At 70.0% G+C, this 17,161-nt stretch carries 11 protein-coding genes; 6 read left to right on the top strand and 5 right to left on the bottom strand.

All coding sequences use genetic code 11. The features are described 5' to 3' along the window. Positions 1-39: 39 nt before the first annotated feature. A complete protein-coding gene (locus CHC09_RS40495; protein ID WP_089298574.1) occupies positions 40-480 on the top strand; it encodes an SRPBCC domain-containing protein in 441 nt (146 codons plus the stop codon). A 25-nt stretch (positions 481-505) separates the two neighbouring features. Beyond that, positions 506-1,117, top strand: a complete 612-nt coding sequence (locus CHC09_RS40490) for a TetR/AcrR family transcriptional regulator (protein ID WP_179277490.1) — start codon at positions 506-508, stop codon at positions 1,115-1,117. Here CHC09_RS40490 and pdxY read toward each other — a convergent pair. The 4 genes from pdxY to CHC09_RS40470 all read right to left on the bottom strand — a co-directional run bounded on the left by pdxY (position 1,072) and on the right by CHC09_RS40470 (position 8,841). Then, positions 1,072-1,923, bottom strand: coding sequence for a pyridoxal kinase PdxY (pdxY, locus tag CHC09_RS40485; RefSeq protein ID WP_089298572.1), 852 nt, complete (start codon positions 1,921-1,923; stop codon positions 1,072-1,074). The genes CHC09_RS40490 and pdxY overlap by 46 nt on opposite strands. Before the next feature lie 146 nt (positions 1,924-2,069). Further along, a complete protein-coding gene (locus CHC09_RS40480) occupies positions 2,070-5,387 on the bottom strand; it encodes a toll/interleukin-1 receptor domain-containing protein (RefSeq protein WP_143232852.1) in 3,318 nt (1,105 codons plus the stop codon). Between the two features lie 274 nt (positions 5,388-5,661). Then, positions 5,662-8,562 carry a PAS domain-containing hybrid sensor histidine kinase/response regulator gene (locus CHC09_RS40475; protein ID WP_179277489.1) on the bottom strand — a complete coding sequence of 967 codons (2,901 nt, stop codon included), beginning with the start codon at positions 8,560-8,562 and terminating at the stop codon, positions 5,662-5,664. Positions 8,563-8,604: 42 nt separating this feature from the next. After that, positions 8,605-8,841 (bottom strand): hypothetical protein, encoded by a 237-nt coding sequence (locus CHC09_RS40470; RefSeq protein ID WP_089298569.1) that lies wholly within the window; start codon positions 8,839-8,841, stop codon positions 8,605-8,607. A 321-nt stretch (positions 8,842-9,162) separates the two neighbouring features. On the opposite strand from CHC09_RS40470, the gene CHC09_RS40460 reads away from it, so the two are divergent. The 3 genes from CHC09_RS40460 to CHC09_RS40450 all read left to right on the top strand — a co-directional run bounded on the left by CHC09_RS40460 (position 9,163) and on the right by CHC09_RS40450 (position 14,301). Further along, positions 9,163-11,178, top strand: a complete 2,016-nt coding sequence (locus CHC09_RS40460; RefSeq protein ID WP_425320683.1) for an APC family permease — start codon at positions 9,163-9,165, stop codon at positions 11,176-11,178. 163 nt (positions 11,179-11,341) lie between these two features. After that, positions 11,342-12,895, top strand: a complete 1,554-nt coding sequence (locus tag CHC09_RS40455) for a GGDEF domain-containing protein (protein WP_239138846.1) — start codon at positions 11,342-11,344, stop codon at positions 12,893-12,895. A gap of 176 nt (positions 12,896-13,071) precedes the next feature. After that, positions 13,072-14,301 carry a sensor histidine kinase gene (locus tag CHC09_RS40450; RefSeq protein WP_143232851.1) on the top strand — a complete coding sequence of 410 codons (1,230 nt, stop codon included), beginning with the start codon at positions 13,072-13,074 and terminating at the stop codon, positions 14,299-14,301. On the opposite strand, the gene CHC09_RS40445 is transcribed toward CHC09_RS40450, so the two are convergent. Then, positions 14,289-14,924, bottom strand: coding sequence for a transcriptional regulator (locus CHC09_RS40445; protein WP_089298565.1), 636 nt, complete (start codon positions 14,922-14,924; stop codon positions 14,289-14,291). The genes CHC09_RS40450 and CHC09_RS40445 overlap by 13 nt on opposite strands. Before the next feature lie 224 nt (positions 14,925-15,148). Between CHC09_RS40445 and CHC09_RS40440 the strand changes: the two genes are divergently transcribed. Further along, on the top strand, positions 15,149-16,915 hold the full coding sequence (locus CHC09_RS40440; protein ID WP_143232850.1) for a hypothetical protein: 1,767 nt from the start codon (positions 15,149-15,151) through the stop codon (positions 16,913-16,915). Positions 16,916-17,161 lie beyond the last annotated feature (246 nt).

The raw sequence follows: 17,161 nt of genomic DNA, 5'->3' as shown, positions 1-17,161 counted from the left end.
GATACGCTGTCTAATGACATTAGACAGAGGGGACCCGACATGCGCCTCGTACTGCGGACCGAGGTCGATATCGCAGCGCCACCGGAAGACGTCTGGCAGCATCTGATCGACCTGCGGGCCTACCGCGCGTGGAATCCGTTCATCACCGAGGCTGCCGGCAACGTCGCCGTCGGCGAGCGGCTCACCATCCGCGTGCAGGCGGGTGATCGGGCCTCCACATTGCGTCCCACGGTCACCGTCGCCGATCCCGGCCGGGTGTTCGAGTGGATTGGTCAGATCGGCATTCCGGGTCTGTTCTCCGGACGCCACCGATTCGAACTGGCTCCCAACGGCACCGGGTGCCGGCTGGTGCACAGCGAGACGTTCCACGGCCTGCTCGTCCGCCCGTTGCGCCGCTCACTCGAGACGGCCACCCGTGCGGGATTCGAGGCGATGAACGACGCCCTCGCTCACCGGGTGCTCGTCCAGCGCGCGGCCTGAGGGCACCTGCCGAATGGGACGCAAGGTGGGGCTCACTCGAGCCCAGGTCGTCGCCGCCGCGGCCACTGTCGCCGACCGGCAGGGGCTGGCCGAGGTCAGCCTCGCCACGGTCGCCGCGACTCTCGGCGTACGTACCCCCTCGCTCTACGCACACGTCGACGGGCTCACCGGGCTCCGGCGGGCCCTGGCCCACCGCGCCGGCGAGCGTCTCGCCGCGTGCCTCGCCGCTGCCGCCGCGGGTGAGCCGAGCCCAGCCGCGTCGCTGCGCGCGATCGCACGGGCCTACCGGGCGTTCGCACGGGGCCATCCCGGCCTGTATGCGGCGTTGCGCTCGGGGCCCTCCGCGGAAACCGATCCCGAGTGGGCGGGCTGGGTCGCGGAGCCCACGCAGGTGATCGTGACCGTGCTCGGCGTGACCACCGACCGGCACATCCATCTGGTCCACACCCTGCGCGCGATCCTGCACGGCTTCACGGACCTCGAGCAGAGCCACGGCTCCACGCCGGCCGGCCCGGTCGACGACTCCTTCGAGACAGCCCTCGATCTCGTCATCCACGCACTGACCGGCGAGGCGGTCGACGGGATCGCGACTCAGCGCACCTGTCTGGCGCTGAACTGCATTCGCGGCGTGGCGTAGAACTCCTGGGCCGGCACCAGTTGGAGCTCACGCTGGCCGGACCGATAGGTCATCTCGATCAGATCGAAGACACTGGAAGCCGTTCGTTCCAGCGCGACCGCCGCATCCTTGGTCGCCACGTAGTGGGCGGTGAACAGCGCGGCCGTGACGTCGCCCGATCCGTTCGCCTTGAACGGCAGGTGCGGGGTGCTCACGATCCAGGCCCCCGACCCGTCCACGACGAGCATCTCGATCGTGCCCGCCTCCCGGTCCGGCCGCTCCACGCTGGTGACCAGCACGGTCGAGGGTCCCATGCCACGGGCCAGGTCGGCCGCCGCGAGGGTCGACTCGAGGCTCGCCGGCTCGGTCCCGGTCAGGAATCCCAACTCGAACTGGTTCGGCGTGATGATGTCGGCCACCGGCACGACTCGGTCCCGTAGCAGTACCGGGATCTCGGGCGCGACGAAGCATCCGGACTTGGCATTGCCCATGACCGGATCGCAGGCGTACACCGCCGAGGGGTTCGCGGCCTTCACCCGGCGCACCGCGTCGATGATGACGTCCGCGATGCCCGTCCCGCCCTGGTATCCGGACAGCACGGCGTCGATCTGTGGAAAGACTCCACGCTCCTCCACCCCGAGAAGAATCTCGGCCACGTCCGCCGGCGGGATCAGCGGCCCCCGCCAGGCGCCGTACCCCGTGTGGTTGGAGAAGTTCACCGTGTAGACCGGGACGACCTCGACACCGATGCGCTGCAGGGGGAACACGGCCGCGGAGTTCCCGACATGGCCGTGGGCCACCGCCGACTGGACGGACAGAACCTTCATCCCCCCAGCCTAGAGATCCACCCACAGGTCACAGCGGGCGCGTAATGAGAGTCGATTGGTTCCGAAGATCGGCCGGCACGCACACGAGACCGCGGTCGTGCCCGGGAACGCAGGGGTTCCCGGGCACCGCCGCGAGCGGCGAGCCGTCAGCCGGTGCACGAACGCTGGTACGGGATTTCCGGAATGTAGCGGGCCCATTCCCGGGCGTCCAGGCCGCGGCCGGCGACGGCACAGGCGAATTTCGCCGGGTCAGCGCGGAGCCTGTTCAGCTTCGTGTAGTCCAGCAGCGTGACGGTCGCGCCTCGGCTGCCGGACTGGCCGGCGACGGCCAGGGTGCGCCCGTCGGGTTTGAACAGCACCGCCTGCACCCGGCCGCCGAGGCCACGCGGAATGACGAGCCGGATCGGCCCGGCGGGGTTGGCGATGTCCCACAGGAACGCCTCGGAGCCCTTGTCCCCGGTCACCAGGGTGTGCCCGTCGGGGCTGAAGGCCACCGTGCTCACCACGAGGTCGTGGCCGTTGAGTGTGGCGAGCCGGAGCGGACGGGTCCGGTCGGTGACGTCCCAGAGCATCGCGATGGCGTCGGAGCCGCCGCTCGCCACCGTGTGCCCGTCCGGGCTGAAGGCCACCGACGCCGCGGGTTTGCGGTGGCCGGCCAGCGTGCCGAGCCGGACGGGGGCGGAGCGGTCGGTCAGATCCCACAGCGTCAGGGTCCGATCGCCGCCGCCGGTGACCAGAGAGCGTCCGTCCGGGCTGAAGGCCACCGCCGCCCCGAACTTCACGCCGCCGCTCAGCGTGGCCAGCAGGGCCGGGCGGGTCCGGTCGGCCACGTTCCACAGCAGCAGTCTGGTGGGGCCGGCGACGACGGCAAGGGTGCGCCCATCCGAGCTGAACGCCATCGCGTTCGTCCCTGCCACGGCCTCGATCGAGGTGGGAAGCGTCACCGGCTGGCTCGGGCGGGTCACATCCGTCAGCGTCAACTGTCCGTCCTCGCGCCCGACGGCCGCCGCCGTGCGGCTGTCGGGGCTGAACGCCACCGACCTGACGCCGCCGCCGCGGATGGTCAGGTCGGCACCCCGGACGGGCCGGGCGGGGTCGGTCACGTTCCAGGAGTTCGCCGTGCCGTCGGAGCCGGCGGCGACCAGGGAACGTCCGTCCGGCCGGAACGCCGCCGCCTGGACCTGCCCACCCTGGACGGTGAGCGCGGCAAGCGGGTCCGGCGTGCCGAGGGGCGTGACGTCCCAGAGAGTCGCCACCGCCGAACTGTCGGCGGTGACCAGCGTTTCCGTGCCCGAGTCGACGGAGACCCCGCTGATTGCGCCGTTGGCCCGCACGGTGTTGACCAGACTGGGCCCCTCCGCCTTCGTCATGTCCCACACGGCCGCCGTGCCCTGCCCGCTGCCGGCGGCCAGATAGTGCCCGTCCGCGCTGTAGGCGATCGCGCTGGCGTAACCGGAAATGCCGGTCAGCCACTCGAACGGATCGAATTCCGGCTCCTCGGGAGGCATGTCCGGCGGCTCGATCGGGTCGGTGTCCGGCTCCTCGGGAGGCATGACCGGCGACTCGACCCGACCTTGCGTGACCCGGGCGTTGGTCGTACGCCTCATGTCATACAGACTCACCTGGCCCTCGAGTTCCCCGACGGCCAGGGTTGAACCGGTCGGATCGAACGCCATCGCCGTGAAGGTGAAGCTGGGTAACTCGCGGAACCAGACGGGATCGGTTCGATCGCTCAAGTCGAAGGCCGTGACGAATCGGCCCTTGTCCACGATCAAGATGCCGCCGTCCGGGCTGAACAAGAGCTTGTTCGCCGTATAGGGGGCCCCATCGGTCATCGTGGCGAGCTGCCGGGGCCGGGATCGGTCGGCGATGTCCCACAGGGTCGTCTTCCCGGATCCGTCGCTCGTGGCGAAGGTGATCCCGTCCCCGCTGAACGCCTCCGTCTGCACGTGGCCGCCGTTCGACAGCGTGGCAAGCCGGACCGGATGGGACCGGTCGGACAGGTCCCACAGGACCGCGGCGCCCTCCTTGCTGACAACGGCCAGGGTCCGCCCGTCCGGGCTGAGCGTCACGGGGGTCTCGACCGGATCGCTGATCGTGGTGACCCGGGCCGGATTCCTCCGGTCGGTCACGTTCCACAGCGACAGCCTGCCGTCGGCGCCGAAAGCCGCCAGGACACCGTCCGGCAGGAAGACGGCCGATGTCACGTCGCTGATCGTACCGGCGTAGCTCGTCGCTGTGACGACGCCGGTGACTTCGCTGCGGGTCCCGATGTCGGGCGAAAGCGCCTGGGCGGCCGCCCCCAGCATCAGGGCCGTCTTCGGGTCGCTGCCGACCGTCGCGTTGGCCTGAACCGTCAGCCGTCGACTGCTCGCGATCCGCTGCTGCTGGTCCGCTTTGGCCTGCTGCCTGGCGGCCTCCTCGGTCGCCTTCTGAGCCTCCCGCTGCTTCTCCTCGGCGATTTTCGTCAGCCGGCGCGCCTCCGCCTCCAGCTTCCGCGCCTCCTGCTCCAGCTGCCGTACCCGCTGGTCGGCCGCCTTCGCCAGCCCCTGTAGTTCGCGGGTCCGCTTCGCCGCCTGATCCGCGATCCGCTGCTGCCGCTGGGCCTCGGCCGTCGCCCGATCCGCCAGCCACTGCTGCTCCTGCGCCGACTGCTCCGACTGCTGCGCCTCAGCCTTCGCGGACGCCGCCAGAGCCTGCTGCTGCTGCGCCGCCTCCTGCTGCCGGGTCGCCTCCTCCGCGGACCGATTGGCGTTGCCGCGTTGCACCTCCGCCACCTGCTGCTGACGCAACGCCTCCTCTGCCGCGGCGGTCGCCCGGTCCGCGTTGCGCACCGCCGAAACGCTGGTCAGCCCCACCAGCAAGGTCAGCACCACCAGCATCGCAACCGCCCCGGACCCCAGCCGGCGCGCCCGGCGATGCTGCCGGACGTCCTCACCCTCCAGTTCGTCCTTGCTCACCCCGTGCATCGGCGCGGCCAGTTGGGCGATCGCATCCCGGAAACGGGAATGTTGCAGGCTGAGATGCTCGCTGCCGCGCGCCCACCGCAGATCCAGGAACAGCGGCTCCTCGTCGAACACGCCCCGCAGCGCCTCGGGCACCGCCGTCGATTCCTCGGCGAAGTCGTGACGTTCCTGGTCCCACGCCCACTCCCCGTCCGTCACCACGGGCAGGATCCGATCCGCCGACTTCGTGGCGATCCAGTGCTCGATCTCCCGGTTCACCCAGCGCGATTGCGCCGCCTCGGGCGAGGCGAGCAGCACGAAGTACTCCGAGCCGTCCAGGGCGGTCTGGATGGAGGACCACAGCCCCGGGGTCACCGACAGTCCGGTCTGATCCCGGAAGATCCACAGGGCGCGCCGCCGATGCCAGGGCTTGGCCAGACGGTGCAGACCCCGTTGCACGGCCGGCGCCAGTCGCCCGTCCGCGGCATGGCTGTACGAAATAAACCCATTGAAGGTCACTACAGGTCCCCTGGTGATCAACACGTTCGGCGACCAAAGATCGCCGCCTGCCTCGGCCCCATCATGAAGGAACGAGATCGTATCGACCGTCGTCGCCGCCGATCCATCCGGACCGCGGACCGCGACACGCGGCAGCGGCCGCGCGGCGGCACGGGCATCGCGCGACACCGGCACGGCAACGAGGCCGCGAGGCCTGTCCACGGGACCCCATCGGCCGTACCAGGGAATATGGATCTTGAAAGCCTGTTGTCCTTCGCTCTGTCTCCGACCCGTCTCAGGGACGGGTCGCGCAGGCGGTGGTGAACAGGGTGTGCACGGTGTCGAGCAGCTCGCCGGCGGTGAACGGTTTCTGGATGAGCCGGGTGGTTTCGGTCAGGAGGTGCTGGGCGGACAGGAGCCCGTCGCTGTAACCGGACATGTAGATCACCGGTAGGCCGGGGTCGTTCCGGCGCAGGGCGTCGGCGAGGTCGCGGCCGTTCATCTCGGGCATGATGATGTCGGTGAGGAGCAGGTCGACATGCTCTTGTTCGACCAGACTCAGCGCGTGTGGCCCGGATTCGGCGATCAGGGTGGCGTAACCGTTGCGGTTGAGTATGCGGGCCACGAGGTGGCGGATGGCCGCCTCGTCGTCTACGGCCAGTACGACCTGCCCCTGCCCGCGGGGTGGTTTGGCCGCTGGCCCGGTGACGACCTGCTCGGCGGCCGGCCGGGCGACCAACGGGAGGTAGACGCGCATCGTGGTGCCCACATCGACCTCGGAATAGATCTTGATTTGGCCACCGAGCTGGGTGACGGTGCCGTAGGCGGTGGCCAGCCCGAGGCCGGTGCCCTGCCCCTTGGGCTTGGTGGTGAAGAACGGCTCGAACACCCGCTCGACCACCTCGGGGGGTATGCCGGTGCCGGTATCGCTGACCAGCAGCCGGGCGTACCTGCCCGGGTCCAGGCCCAGCGAGGGGCTCGTGGACTGCGGGTCGAGGTCGATGGGGGTGGCTTCGATGATCAACGTGCCGCCCGCGGGCATCGCGTCGCGGGCGTTGAAAGCCATGTTGAGCAGCACCTGCTGGATGCGAGCGGGGTCGGCACGGATCGGCAGCTCGACGTCGGACGGGGTGACAGCCAGGTGGATGTCCTCGCCGAGGGTGCGTTGCAGCAGCCGGCGTACGTCGGCGAGCGTGGTGTTGAGGTCGAAGACCTCGATGGTGGCCGGCTCGGTGCGGGCGAAGATCATCAGCTGGTCGGCGAGGGCCGCGGCGCGTTGGGCCGAGGTGGTGATCTGGGTGGCGTCGGCGTGGATCGTGCTGTCGGGTGGGGTCTGCTCGGTGATGAAGGTGGCGTAGTTGCCGATGATGGCGAGCATGTTGTTGAAGTCGTGAGCCACCCCGCCGGCGAGCTTCCCGAGGCTCTCCAGGCGTTCGGCGGCCTGCGAGCGGTCCCGCAGCATCTGCTCTTGGGCCTCGGCGGCCTTTCGGGCGGTGATGTCGTGCGCGAGCACGGATACGCCGGTGACCGCGCCGGCCTCGTCGAGGAGCGGGGCCAGGCTGATCGATACGTCGACCACCGTGCCGTCCTTGCGGATCCGCTGGCCGTCGAACCGGTCGACGTGCTCACCCCGGCCGACCCGGCTGATCCGCTCACGCATCATGGACTCCTGGCCCGCGGGGATCAGGGGGTAGACGCTCCTGCCGATGGCCTCCTGCGCGGAGTAGCCGTACAGGAGCTCCGCGCCCGCGTTCCAGGCGGTGACCCTCCCGTCCAGCTCGAACGCGATGATCGCATCGTCGGAGAACTGCACGATGGCGGCCAGCCGGCGCGCCTCGGCCTGGGCGACCTTGCCGGCGGTGATGTCACGGGCGATCGTCGCGGCGCCGGCCACGGAGCCGGTCTCGTCGAACACCGGTGCGATGCTCACCGACACGTCCAGCACCCGGCCGTCCTTGCAGACTCTGCGGGTCTCGAAGTGCTCGATGTGTTCGCCGTGACCGACGCGGGTCAGCAGGGCGGGCAGGTCGGCCGCATGATCCGGCGGCATGATCATGGTGGTGTTGCGGCCGATGGCCTCCTGCGCGGAGTAGCCGTACAGCAATTCCGCGGCCGCGTTCCAGGCAGTGATCGTGCCGTCCAGGGTCACGCTGATGATCGCGTCGTAGGAGGACCGCACGATCGCGGCCAGCCCGCGTAGGTCGGCGTTGGCGCGATCCAGCGCCTGGTTACGCCGGTCCAGTTCCTCGTTGGCGGCCGCGACCGCGGCCTGTGCCGCGGCGCGGGACTCGACCTCCTGGCGCAGCTGGGCGGCCAGCCGGGCGCGTGCGTCCGCGCGGTTCAGCTCAGCGGCCAGCCAGACCACGACCGCGACCAGGCAGCCCACGATCAGCACCAGCACCACAGCCGTGCCCAGCTGCGCCTCGACCAGGCCGTACCGCTCGCCGAGGTGTTGCAGCCAGCCCAGGGTCAGCGGTACTCCGACCGCGATCGGCAGCAGCCGGCGGGCGGCCACACCGCCGGCGTGCTCGCTCAGGATCACGGCCATCAGCCCCTGCCGGGGGCGGGCCGCCAGCGCTCCCAGCGCGGCGAGCAGCAGTGCCCACACGGTGGGATAGGCGATCGCGTACAACCCGGTCAGCAGCGGCACCGCGTACAGGTGCCCGACCGCCGCGAGCAGCCCGACCGCGGCGGACGCCAGCAGGCACGCCTGGCCCAGCCCGCGCAACGCGGGCCGGCGGGCGTCGTGCAACAGCAGCCCCGAGCCGATCAGCCAGAGGCCCGCCATCGCCATGACCGACATGCGGCCCGGATCGAACACCTCCGTCGCCGCCCAGCGGTCCTCGATCAGAATCTCGGCGATGTACGCGCGACCGGACAGGTACTCGAGCGCGGTGATCGCCGCCACCGCGATCGCCCCCGCCGCCAGCCCGTACCCCCACCGGCGGGCCCGGCGGCCCGGCGACGGGCCGCCCAGCATCGTCACCGCCAGACCCAACGCCGCGTAGCCGACAGCGGTGTTGAACTTCGTCGTCCCCGCGGTGCGGGAGAAAGCGGCCAGCCAGCGCACGTCCAGGAGCCAGCCGCAGATGACCACCCCGCTGATGGCCGTCGCCGCGACGCCCGCGATCCGGGCCACGGCGTGGCTACGCGCGACGTGGGCCTCGGGAACCACCAGCTCGACGTGTAACGCCACCGCAGGCCCCGCAGCAGCACCCGAACGAGCGGACATGACGTCTCAGCCCCGCCGGTCCGCCGGCGCGGACACCCCTTCGTCCAGGGCGTCACCCGCCGAGGGCCGGTCCGGCCGATCATTTCGCAACGCCGCCCGCTGGTCGTCAAGGCGGTGCCGCCACGGCTCGACCGCCGCGGCCGGCTCGCCGTGCCGGGCCGGCGGCACCGGCCGGCCTTCAGCGGCCACCCGGAGCACCGCCGACAGCTGCGCCCGGGCCGGATGCACCTCGATCCTGCGCATACCGAAAGTGTGTACACAAATCGGCTTCGACAAGGGCGGCTTCGGCAGAACCCGCCGCTGGTGCCGGACGACCGAGACCGGCGCCGCATTCTTGAACACCTGGATCTCCGGCGTCGATGCGGACGCGCGGGGTGGTGCGTACGCGGCCGGCGGGCTCACCTCGGCGGCGACCGCCGTGACCCTCTCCGCCCGTCGTCGCCGGCAGCGTGGTCGTACCCGGGCGGCTTCATCAAAGACCTTGCAGCCGGCTGTCCTCGTATCTGGGGCATAACGTCACCAACCGGGCACGCCACCGGTGTGGGGTGTCGTAGCGTTCGCGGTGTGGCGAAGAAGGCGGACGAGCCCGATACGCAGGCGGAAGCCGGTAACGAATTCGCCGTTCCCGCGGTGATCGACACCCCGGCGGCCCGGCCGCAGCCGGCCCGTGGACTGGCCGGCTGGCTGCTCAAGCACCGGGTGCAGCCGAGCGGGCCGGCAGCCGGCGAGGCGCACGCCGAGCAGCACCCCTGGTGGCAGGTGATGTGCCTGACCGGAGTGGACTACTTCTCCAGCCTGGCCTATGTCCCGGCGATCGCCGCCGCGGCCGCCGGCGTGGCGTCGCCCCTGGCAACGCTGCTCATCGTCTTGTTGACCCTGCTGGGCATGCTGCCCATGTACCGCCGGGTGGCCGAGGAGAGCCCGCACGGCGCCGGGTCGGTGGCGATGCTGGAGCGTCTGCTCCCGTTCTGGCGCGGCAAACTCTTCGTGCTCGTCCTGCTCGGTTTCGTCGCCACCTCGTGGATCATCACGATCACCCTGTCCGCGGCGGACGCCACCCTGCACGTGGTCGAGAACCCGCATGTTCCCAGCGCCTTGCACGGCCACGAAGTGATCTTCACCGTCGGTATGTTGCTGGTGCTCGGCGGGGTGTTCCTGCTCGGGTTCAGTGAGGCGGTCAGCGTGGCGATCCCGCTGGTCGCGGCCTTCCTCATCCTCAACGCCGTCGTCGTCACCAGGGGTCTGGCCGAGATCGTCGGCAAACCCTCGACCTGGTCGGCATGGACCTCGGCGCTGACCTCCGGCGACGGCGGCTTCGGCCACCTGATCGGTCCGGCGTTACTGGCGTTCCCCCTGCTGGTGCTGGGCCTGTCCGGGTTCGAGACCGGGGTGAGCATGATGCCGTTGGTCGCGTCCGAGGGCACGGACGCCGAGCAGCGGCTGCGCTCACGGATCCACAACATGCGCCGGCTGCTCACCTGCGCCGCGGTGATCATGAGCGGGTATCTACTGACCAGCAGCGTGGTCACCACCGTGCTCATTCCGGCCGAAGAGTTCGCCCCGGGCGGCGACGCCAACGGCCGGGCCCTGGCCTGGTTGGCCCACAAGTATCTCGGCGAGACGTTCGGCAGCCTCTACGACATCAGCACCGTGCTGATCCTCTGGTTCGCCGGCGCGTCCGCGATGGCCGGATTGATCAACATCGTGCCGCGTTACCTGCCGGGCTACGGCATGGCGCCGGAGTGGGGCCGCGCGGTGCGGCCGGTAGTGCTGGTCTACACCGCGATCAGCATCGCCATCACCATCGCGTTCGACGCGGACGTCGACGCCCAGGCGGGCGCCTACGCCACCGGGATCCTCGCCATGATGGTCTCCGGGGCGTTCGCGGTGACCATCTCCGCGATCCAGCGTCGGCAGCGGTCGTTCGCTGCCGGATTCGGGCTGTTGACCACGGTGCTGGCCTACGCACTCCTCGCCAACATCATCGCCAAACCCGACGGGCTCGCAATCTCGGCGATGTTCATCGCCGGTATCATCATCATTTCCCTGATCTCCCGGGTGGCGCGTACCACCGAGCTGCGCGCGGATCAGATCGTGTTCGACGATGACGCTCGTCGATTAATCACGAATACGCTGGCCCATGACCAGCAGATCAACATCATCGCCCACCGGCGCCTTGCCGGCGACGCCACCGAATACGAACTCAGGGAACGCAAGCAGCGCGGTGACAACCCGGTGCCCGGCAACGCTGACGTGATCTTCCTGGAGATCGACGTCATCGACCCGTCCGATTTCAGCGACACCCTCACCGTGCACGGCGTCGAGGTCGACGGTCACCGGGCCCTGCGGGCCGAGGCACCGGCCGCGCCGAACGCCATAGCCGCGATCCTGTTCGCCCTGCGCGACACCACCGGGGTACGGCCGCACTGCTACTTCGCTTGGGCCGAGGGCAGCCCGCTGGTGCACATGGTGCGGTACTTCCTGCTCGGCCGCGGTGACACCGCCCCGGTCGTCCGGGAGATCGTCCGTAAGCACGAACCCGACCCCGGCCAACGCCCGGGCATCCACGTCGGCGCCTGATCGACCGGCAGCTCGGGCGGGTGGTCCTGAACCGGCGCCGAGTAGGTGTATCAGGCGATTCAAGGGGTTCGTCCCCGGTTGGGCATCCTGGCAAAGCTCACAGTTGTGTCAGGTCGGGTTGTGTGAGGTCGATGTGAGGCGGAACGCGATACGGGGGTGAGCCTTGAACAGCAGCATGTCCGGCGCCGAGCAGCTGTCGGCTGCCCTCTCGGCGATGGAGAACGAGATCGTCTGGGACGCCGAGGCCGCCTATGCCGCTGCGGTGGAGCTCGAACGCCAGGCCGACGCCCTGGGCGACGAGACTCTTGTCGTACGGGCCCGGCTCTGCCGGATCTGCATGGAAATGCGCACCGGTGACCTCGAGGGGGCGGCACGGCAACTCGATGACATCCACGACTGGGCTGTTGCGCACGACGATTCCAACCTGCAGGCCCGCACCCATTTGACCTGGGCGAACATTCGCCGTCTCTCCGGTGACCTGGCCCAGTGCCTGGAGCACTCGCTCAGCGCGGTCGAACTGCTCGACGAGAGCGCCACGCCGTACATGCAGGTCACACACCGTACGAGGCTGGCCGACGCGCTGGGCCTCAACGGGGCGATCGACGCTGCCCGCGCACGGTACCGCCAGGCTGAGGAACTCGCCCGGGAGTTGCACCAGTGGGAGCTGCTCACCATGCTCCTCAACAACTGGGCCTACACGGAGTACAGCTCCGGCGACTTCTCGCGCGCCCAGCAGGTGGCCCGCCGGTTGCAGGAGCACGCCACTACTCATGGTCCGGAGCTCGACCCCGCGGCGCTGGACACGATCGGCGTGATCCAGATCGAGAACGGCGAGTACGCGGAGGCCGTACAGACGATGCGGTTGTGCATCGCTCGCCATGCCGCCGGGTACAGCGACGACGCTGACGATCTGGCCGAGTATCACCTCACCCTGGCGCGCGCCCAGCGTGGCCTCGGCGCCTTCGACGAGGCCCAGGCCGGCCTGGACGCGTCACAGGCGTTGTGCGTCGAGCGCAAGCTGCACCAGGTGCTGGTCCGGGTGTACCAGGAACAGGCTGAGCTGCACGCCGCGCGCGGCGAGTACGCCGAGGCGTTCCGGATGCACAAGATCTTCACCGACGCCAGCGACGGTCTGCAGTCGCGCCAGGCGGAGGTCCAGGCTCAGACGAGGCTGGCGTTGTTCGAGCGGGCCGAGGCCCGTGAGGACGCGGAACTCTTCCGGGAGCAGGCCCGCCGCGACCCGCTGACCGGCCTGCCCAACCGCCGCTACATCGACGAGGAACTGCCCGGGCTGATCGCGACGGACCCTGAGCTCACCGTGGCGATCGTCGACCTGGACCACTTCAAGCAGATCAACGACCGGCTCTCCCACGACGTCGGCGATCAGGTGCTGGTGCAGACAGCGAGGATCCTGGAGAGCCGTCTGACCGCCGCCGCCCCGGACGGATTCGTCGCCCGGCTGGGCGGCGAGGAGTTTCTCCTGGTTCTGCCCAGGACGTCAGATGCCGTCGCCGCCGTTCAGCTCGACGACATCCGCAAGGCCGTCAGTACGTACGGGTGGCAGGAGATCACGGGCGGGCTGCCCGTCACGGCCAGCATCGGGGTGGCCGGCATGCACGATGTCCGCACCCGCAGCCAGGCTGCCGTGCTGTCCGTCGCGGACCGCAATCTCTACACGGCCAAGCGGGCCGGACGGAACCGGGTCGTCTCGGGCTGATGCCGGCCCGCACCGTCTGAGGCGTGTCCCCAGCCTGGCCCCGCCGGAGTCACAGCGCCGGGCATGCGCCCGGATCGGACGGTCACAGGCGGGGCTCGCCGGCGCCGGATGGTGGGAACTGTGGGCTACAGTCCCGCTGACCAGGACGGATCGGTGGCGAAGGCAGGGTGGCGGAAGTGCAACGGGAGGTTCTGTCCCGGGTGCGGTCCGGCTGGGTCGACGTACGGCGTAATTGGGTCCCGCGCAGCGGGCAGCACGCGCTGCGGCTGGTGGCAGTGGTGCTGCTGGTGCAGCGGTCGAGCTACATCGCGGGTGCCGTGACGAACTCGTGGTCGCACGGCGCGACGCATGTCGTGAACCCGGCGGCGAACGCGGCGGCGATCGGCGTAGCCGTGGCGTGGAACGGATGGCTGACCGTCGCGGTGTGGCGGCGGGGCTGGATCACCGAGCGCCTGCTCGGGGTGGACGTCCTGGTCACCGTGGCATTGCTGTTCGCGCAGAGTCACATTCTGCAGACGGCGTTCGCGACGTCGACCGAGAACTGGGCGCGGAAGTTCGTGATGGCGACGGCGGCCACGGCCGGGGCCGTACTCGCGCTCCGGCGGGCGCTGGCGCTGGTCGCGCTGGTGTTGCTGGCTGCTCTGGCAGCGCTCGTGGTCCACACGGGAGCGCTGCCGCCGCTGACACCCGGCTTTCTCGACCTTGCCAACTGGAGCATGTGGTTCGCCTTGGCGCTCTACTTCGTCGCCAAGCAGGCGCGGGCGGCGGACGAGGCGACCCAGCGGCACATCGAGGCGCGGGCGGCACGTGCCGCGGATCGGGCTCGGTTCGCCGAACGACTACAGCATCACCGGGCCTTGCACGACACGGTGCTCGCGACGCTCACGGCGATCGCCCGCGGTGGCCTGGACCACCGGTCGGAGGCGGTCCGGCAGCGCTGCGCCGCCGACGCGGACTACATCCGGCGGTTGGTCGCCGCCGAGGAGGAGGAAGAAGCGTCGCCGTCGACGCTGGGGTGCCGCCTCGCCCGGGTCGCCGCGGACGCCGGGGCGCTCGGCCTGCGGGTCAATCTGTATGTCGGCGAACTTCCGGCGTGGTTGTCGCACCGGGCCGCCGAGGCGATGTCGGACGCGTGTCGCGAGGCCTTGAACAACGTGGCGAAGCACGCCGGTGTCCAGGAGGCGTGGCTGACGACGGAGTGGACCGGCCGGCGACTGACGGTCCGGGTGGTCGACCGGGGCTGCGGCTTCGACCCGGACATCACCGGGTACGGCTTCGGGTTGCGGCACTCGATCGGTGAGCGGATGCGCGAGGTGGGCGGCGAGCTGCTCGTGTTCTCGATGCCCGGCGAGGGAACCAGCGTCGAACTGGCGCTTGACGCCGTCGATGCCGTTCAGGCCGGGTAACGGACGAGCCCGTCCTCGCGTACCCGGTCGGCGAGGTCGAGCTTGGTGTAGGTCGGCCGTCCGGCGTCGCCGTACTTGGCCTTGACCCGGTCGAGGTACTGCCGGGCGGTGGCGGGGCTCACGCCGGCCTTGCGGGCGGTCGCCGCCAGGGTCAGCCCGGAGGCGTAGGCCACCAGGACGGCGCGTTCCTGGCCGGACAATCGAGGGCTGCCGGGCCCGTCGTCGGTGGACCAGGCGAACGCGAGCTCCGGCGAGTGGGCGTGCCGGCCGGTGGCGACCTCGCGAATCGCGTCGGCCAGCACCGGCAGCCGGTGATCCTTGGTGAGATAGCCCAGCGCACCGGCCCGCGCGATGTCGATGCCGTGCCGTGCCTGCGGAATGACGCTGACGACGAGCACCCGGCGGCCGTCGTCGCAGAGCCGCCGGACGTTCGCGACAGGCTCGGAGCCGTCGGCGAGCAGCAGGTCGAGCACGACGACCTCGGCCGGCTCGGGCTCGATGGCCAGGAGTTCGGCGACGGTGGTGGCGGAGGCGACGATCCGCAGGTCCGGGGCGTCACAGAGCCAGGCGGTCATGCCGTCGAGCAGCATGCGGTCGTCGTCCACTACAGAGACGGTGATCACGATGACTGACCGTAAGCACGAGATCGGCCGCCTGTCAAGACGGCGGTTGGTGCGTCTGTTGCACACCACCCCTGGATCTCTAGCGTTGTGACGAGTTCGTCTCCGAACGACGAAGGCCGATGCGACGGCCTGACCCGCGGCCTTCTCCATCCGGAGGCCCGACCCCGCCCGCGCGTCCTCCCGGCCGCTCCGCGGGCGGCGTTTCACCCATTCAAGGAGCACCATTGCGACTCACTCGCATCCGAGCCATAACCGCCGCCGTTGCCCTAGGTCTGTCGGTCACCCCCTTGGTGCTGGCCGCCGCGGCGTCGGCAGCCGACGACGTCGTCGAGTGGGCGACCACTGACGGCGAGCCCGTGAAGATCGCCACCACCTCCGCGGACCAGAAGGCGCATGTCTTCTTCACCGGTTCCGCGGGCCGGCACCTGATCGTGTCGTGCGATCCGGGCACCACCGCGTCGTCCTATGTGATCCAGCGAGCCGACGGCAGCGAACTCAAGAAGAGCAAGTGCGACGCGCACAAACCATTGGACTTCGACCCCTTCCGGGACAGCGGCCGCCTCCGGATGCTGTTCACGGGCGAGAACGGCCAGCCGTTCAGCGCGACCATCAAGGTCCTGATGATCGAGGACGTCACGGGCACCGTCACGCCGGGCGGTGCGCCGCTGACCCTGGCGGCGGCCAAGCCGGAGCAGAACCTCTCGTTCGCCCTCCCGCTGCGGGCGGGACAGCGGGTCCAGATGATGTGCCAGTCGACCGCCACCCCGTGGATCATGATGGTCGACCCGCGCGGAAAGGCCGTCGAGGAGGACTTCAAGGCGTTCGCCCGCTGCGGGAGCAGCGACCCGGACGAGGCCGGGCTGTACACCGCCGGCGAGGCGGGCACGTACCGGTTCGTGATCTACCCGGGAAGCCGCGGGAGGACCTACAGCGCCACGGTGAGCGCCGTCTCGACGCTGCCTGACGTGACGGCGGAACTCGCCACCGACGGCACCCCGGTCACCCTGGCGACCACCGTCGCGTACCAGCGGGTCAAGGCCACCTTCTCGTTGCAGGCCGACACCCGCGTGTACATCACGTGTGAGCGGAAGGGCAACGCGTTCACGCTTGCCTGGTTGTACAAGCCGCGCTACTACGGTCAGGTACTGGACGGCTGCCAGGACGACGGCCCCGGCGGGGAACCGACCTTCTTCAACGGCCTGCTGCAGGCCGGCACCTCGACCATTCTGATCAACCCCGGCGGCGAGAACACCGATGAGTTCACCCTGCGGGTTCACACGGTTCCCGCACCGGTGACGGCCGAGCTGCCGCTCGATGGCACGCCGGTGACGCTGGAGACCACCACGCCGGGCCAGGTCGCGCAGGTCACCGTCAAGGCCGAGGGCGGCGAACGGGTCTGGATCGGCTGCCGGCTCGGCTCCCACCGCGCACCGATGCGGTGGACCGACACCGACCGGGCACGTGTCGGCTTCACCCAGCCGGGTGGGCAGATCCTCGCCCAGGGCGCCTGCAACGCCGCGGAGGACTCGCCGTACAACGACTACCCCTCCGCGTTCAGCTCTTCCTCCCGATACACCGCCACGATGACGAAGGCGGGCACGCACACCCTGACCGTCGCCATGAACACGGCGGAGACGAACACGGTGACGCTCTGGGCCTACCGGATCCCGGGCAACGTCGAGGCCACCGCGGCGGCGGACGGCGTCCCGGTCACCGTGGAGACCACGGTCCCGGGCCAGCAGGCGCACGTCCGCTTCACCGGTGTCGCGGGCAGCAGGTACACCTTGTCGTGTGATGTCACCGGCAGCAGCCGGACGGGGACGGTCTGGCTGACGAGCCCGAGCGGCAAGCAGGTCGACCTCACGCATTGCAGCCCGACCGGAAAGATCACCACCAGTCCCCTGACGGAATCCGGGGACTTCCGGCTCGAATTCTTCTTCGCGAAGGACGGCACCGGCAAAGCCGCCCTGGCGGTCACGCCCGCCGGCTGAGGGTGCTCCAGCAGTGATGGGGCCGGCGCACAGCGCCGGCCCCATCGTCAGTCGATATCCGTAGTGGAGTCCCCGTCCTCCCACCCTCCGGAGGTCGGCGGCATTGGGCTTCCCGTCGCATTCACAGGCAGCGACTGAGAGCGCTCCCAGATGACCTTGAGTGATCGCGCCGATGCGTAAAGACGTTGCACCGACGTAAATATCGGCCCGCGGTGTTGACCATCAAGGACAAAAAGCAGATTCTAA

Origin of the sequence: Actinoplanes regularis, assembly GCF_900188005.1 — a bacterium.
In the GTDB taxonomy this organism is placed as follows: domain Bacteria; phylum Actinomycetota; class Actinomycetes; order Mycobacteriales; family Micromonosporaceae; genus Actinoplanes; species Actinoplanes regularis.
The sequence above is the reverse complement of the archived record's forward strand: the minus strand, read 5'-3'. Positions and strand labels throughout refer to the sequence as shown.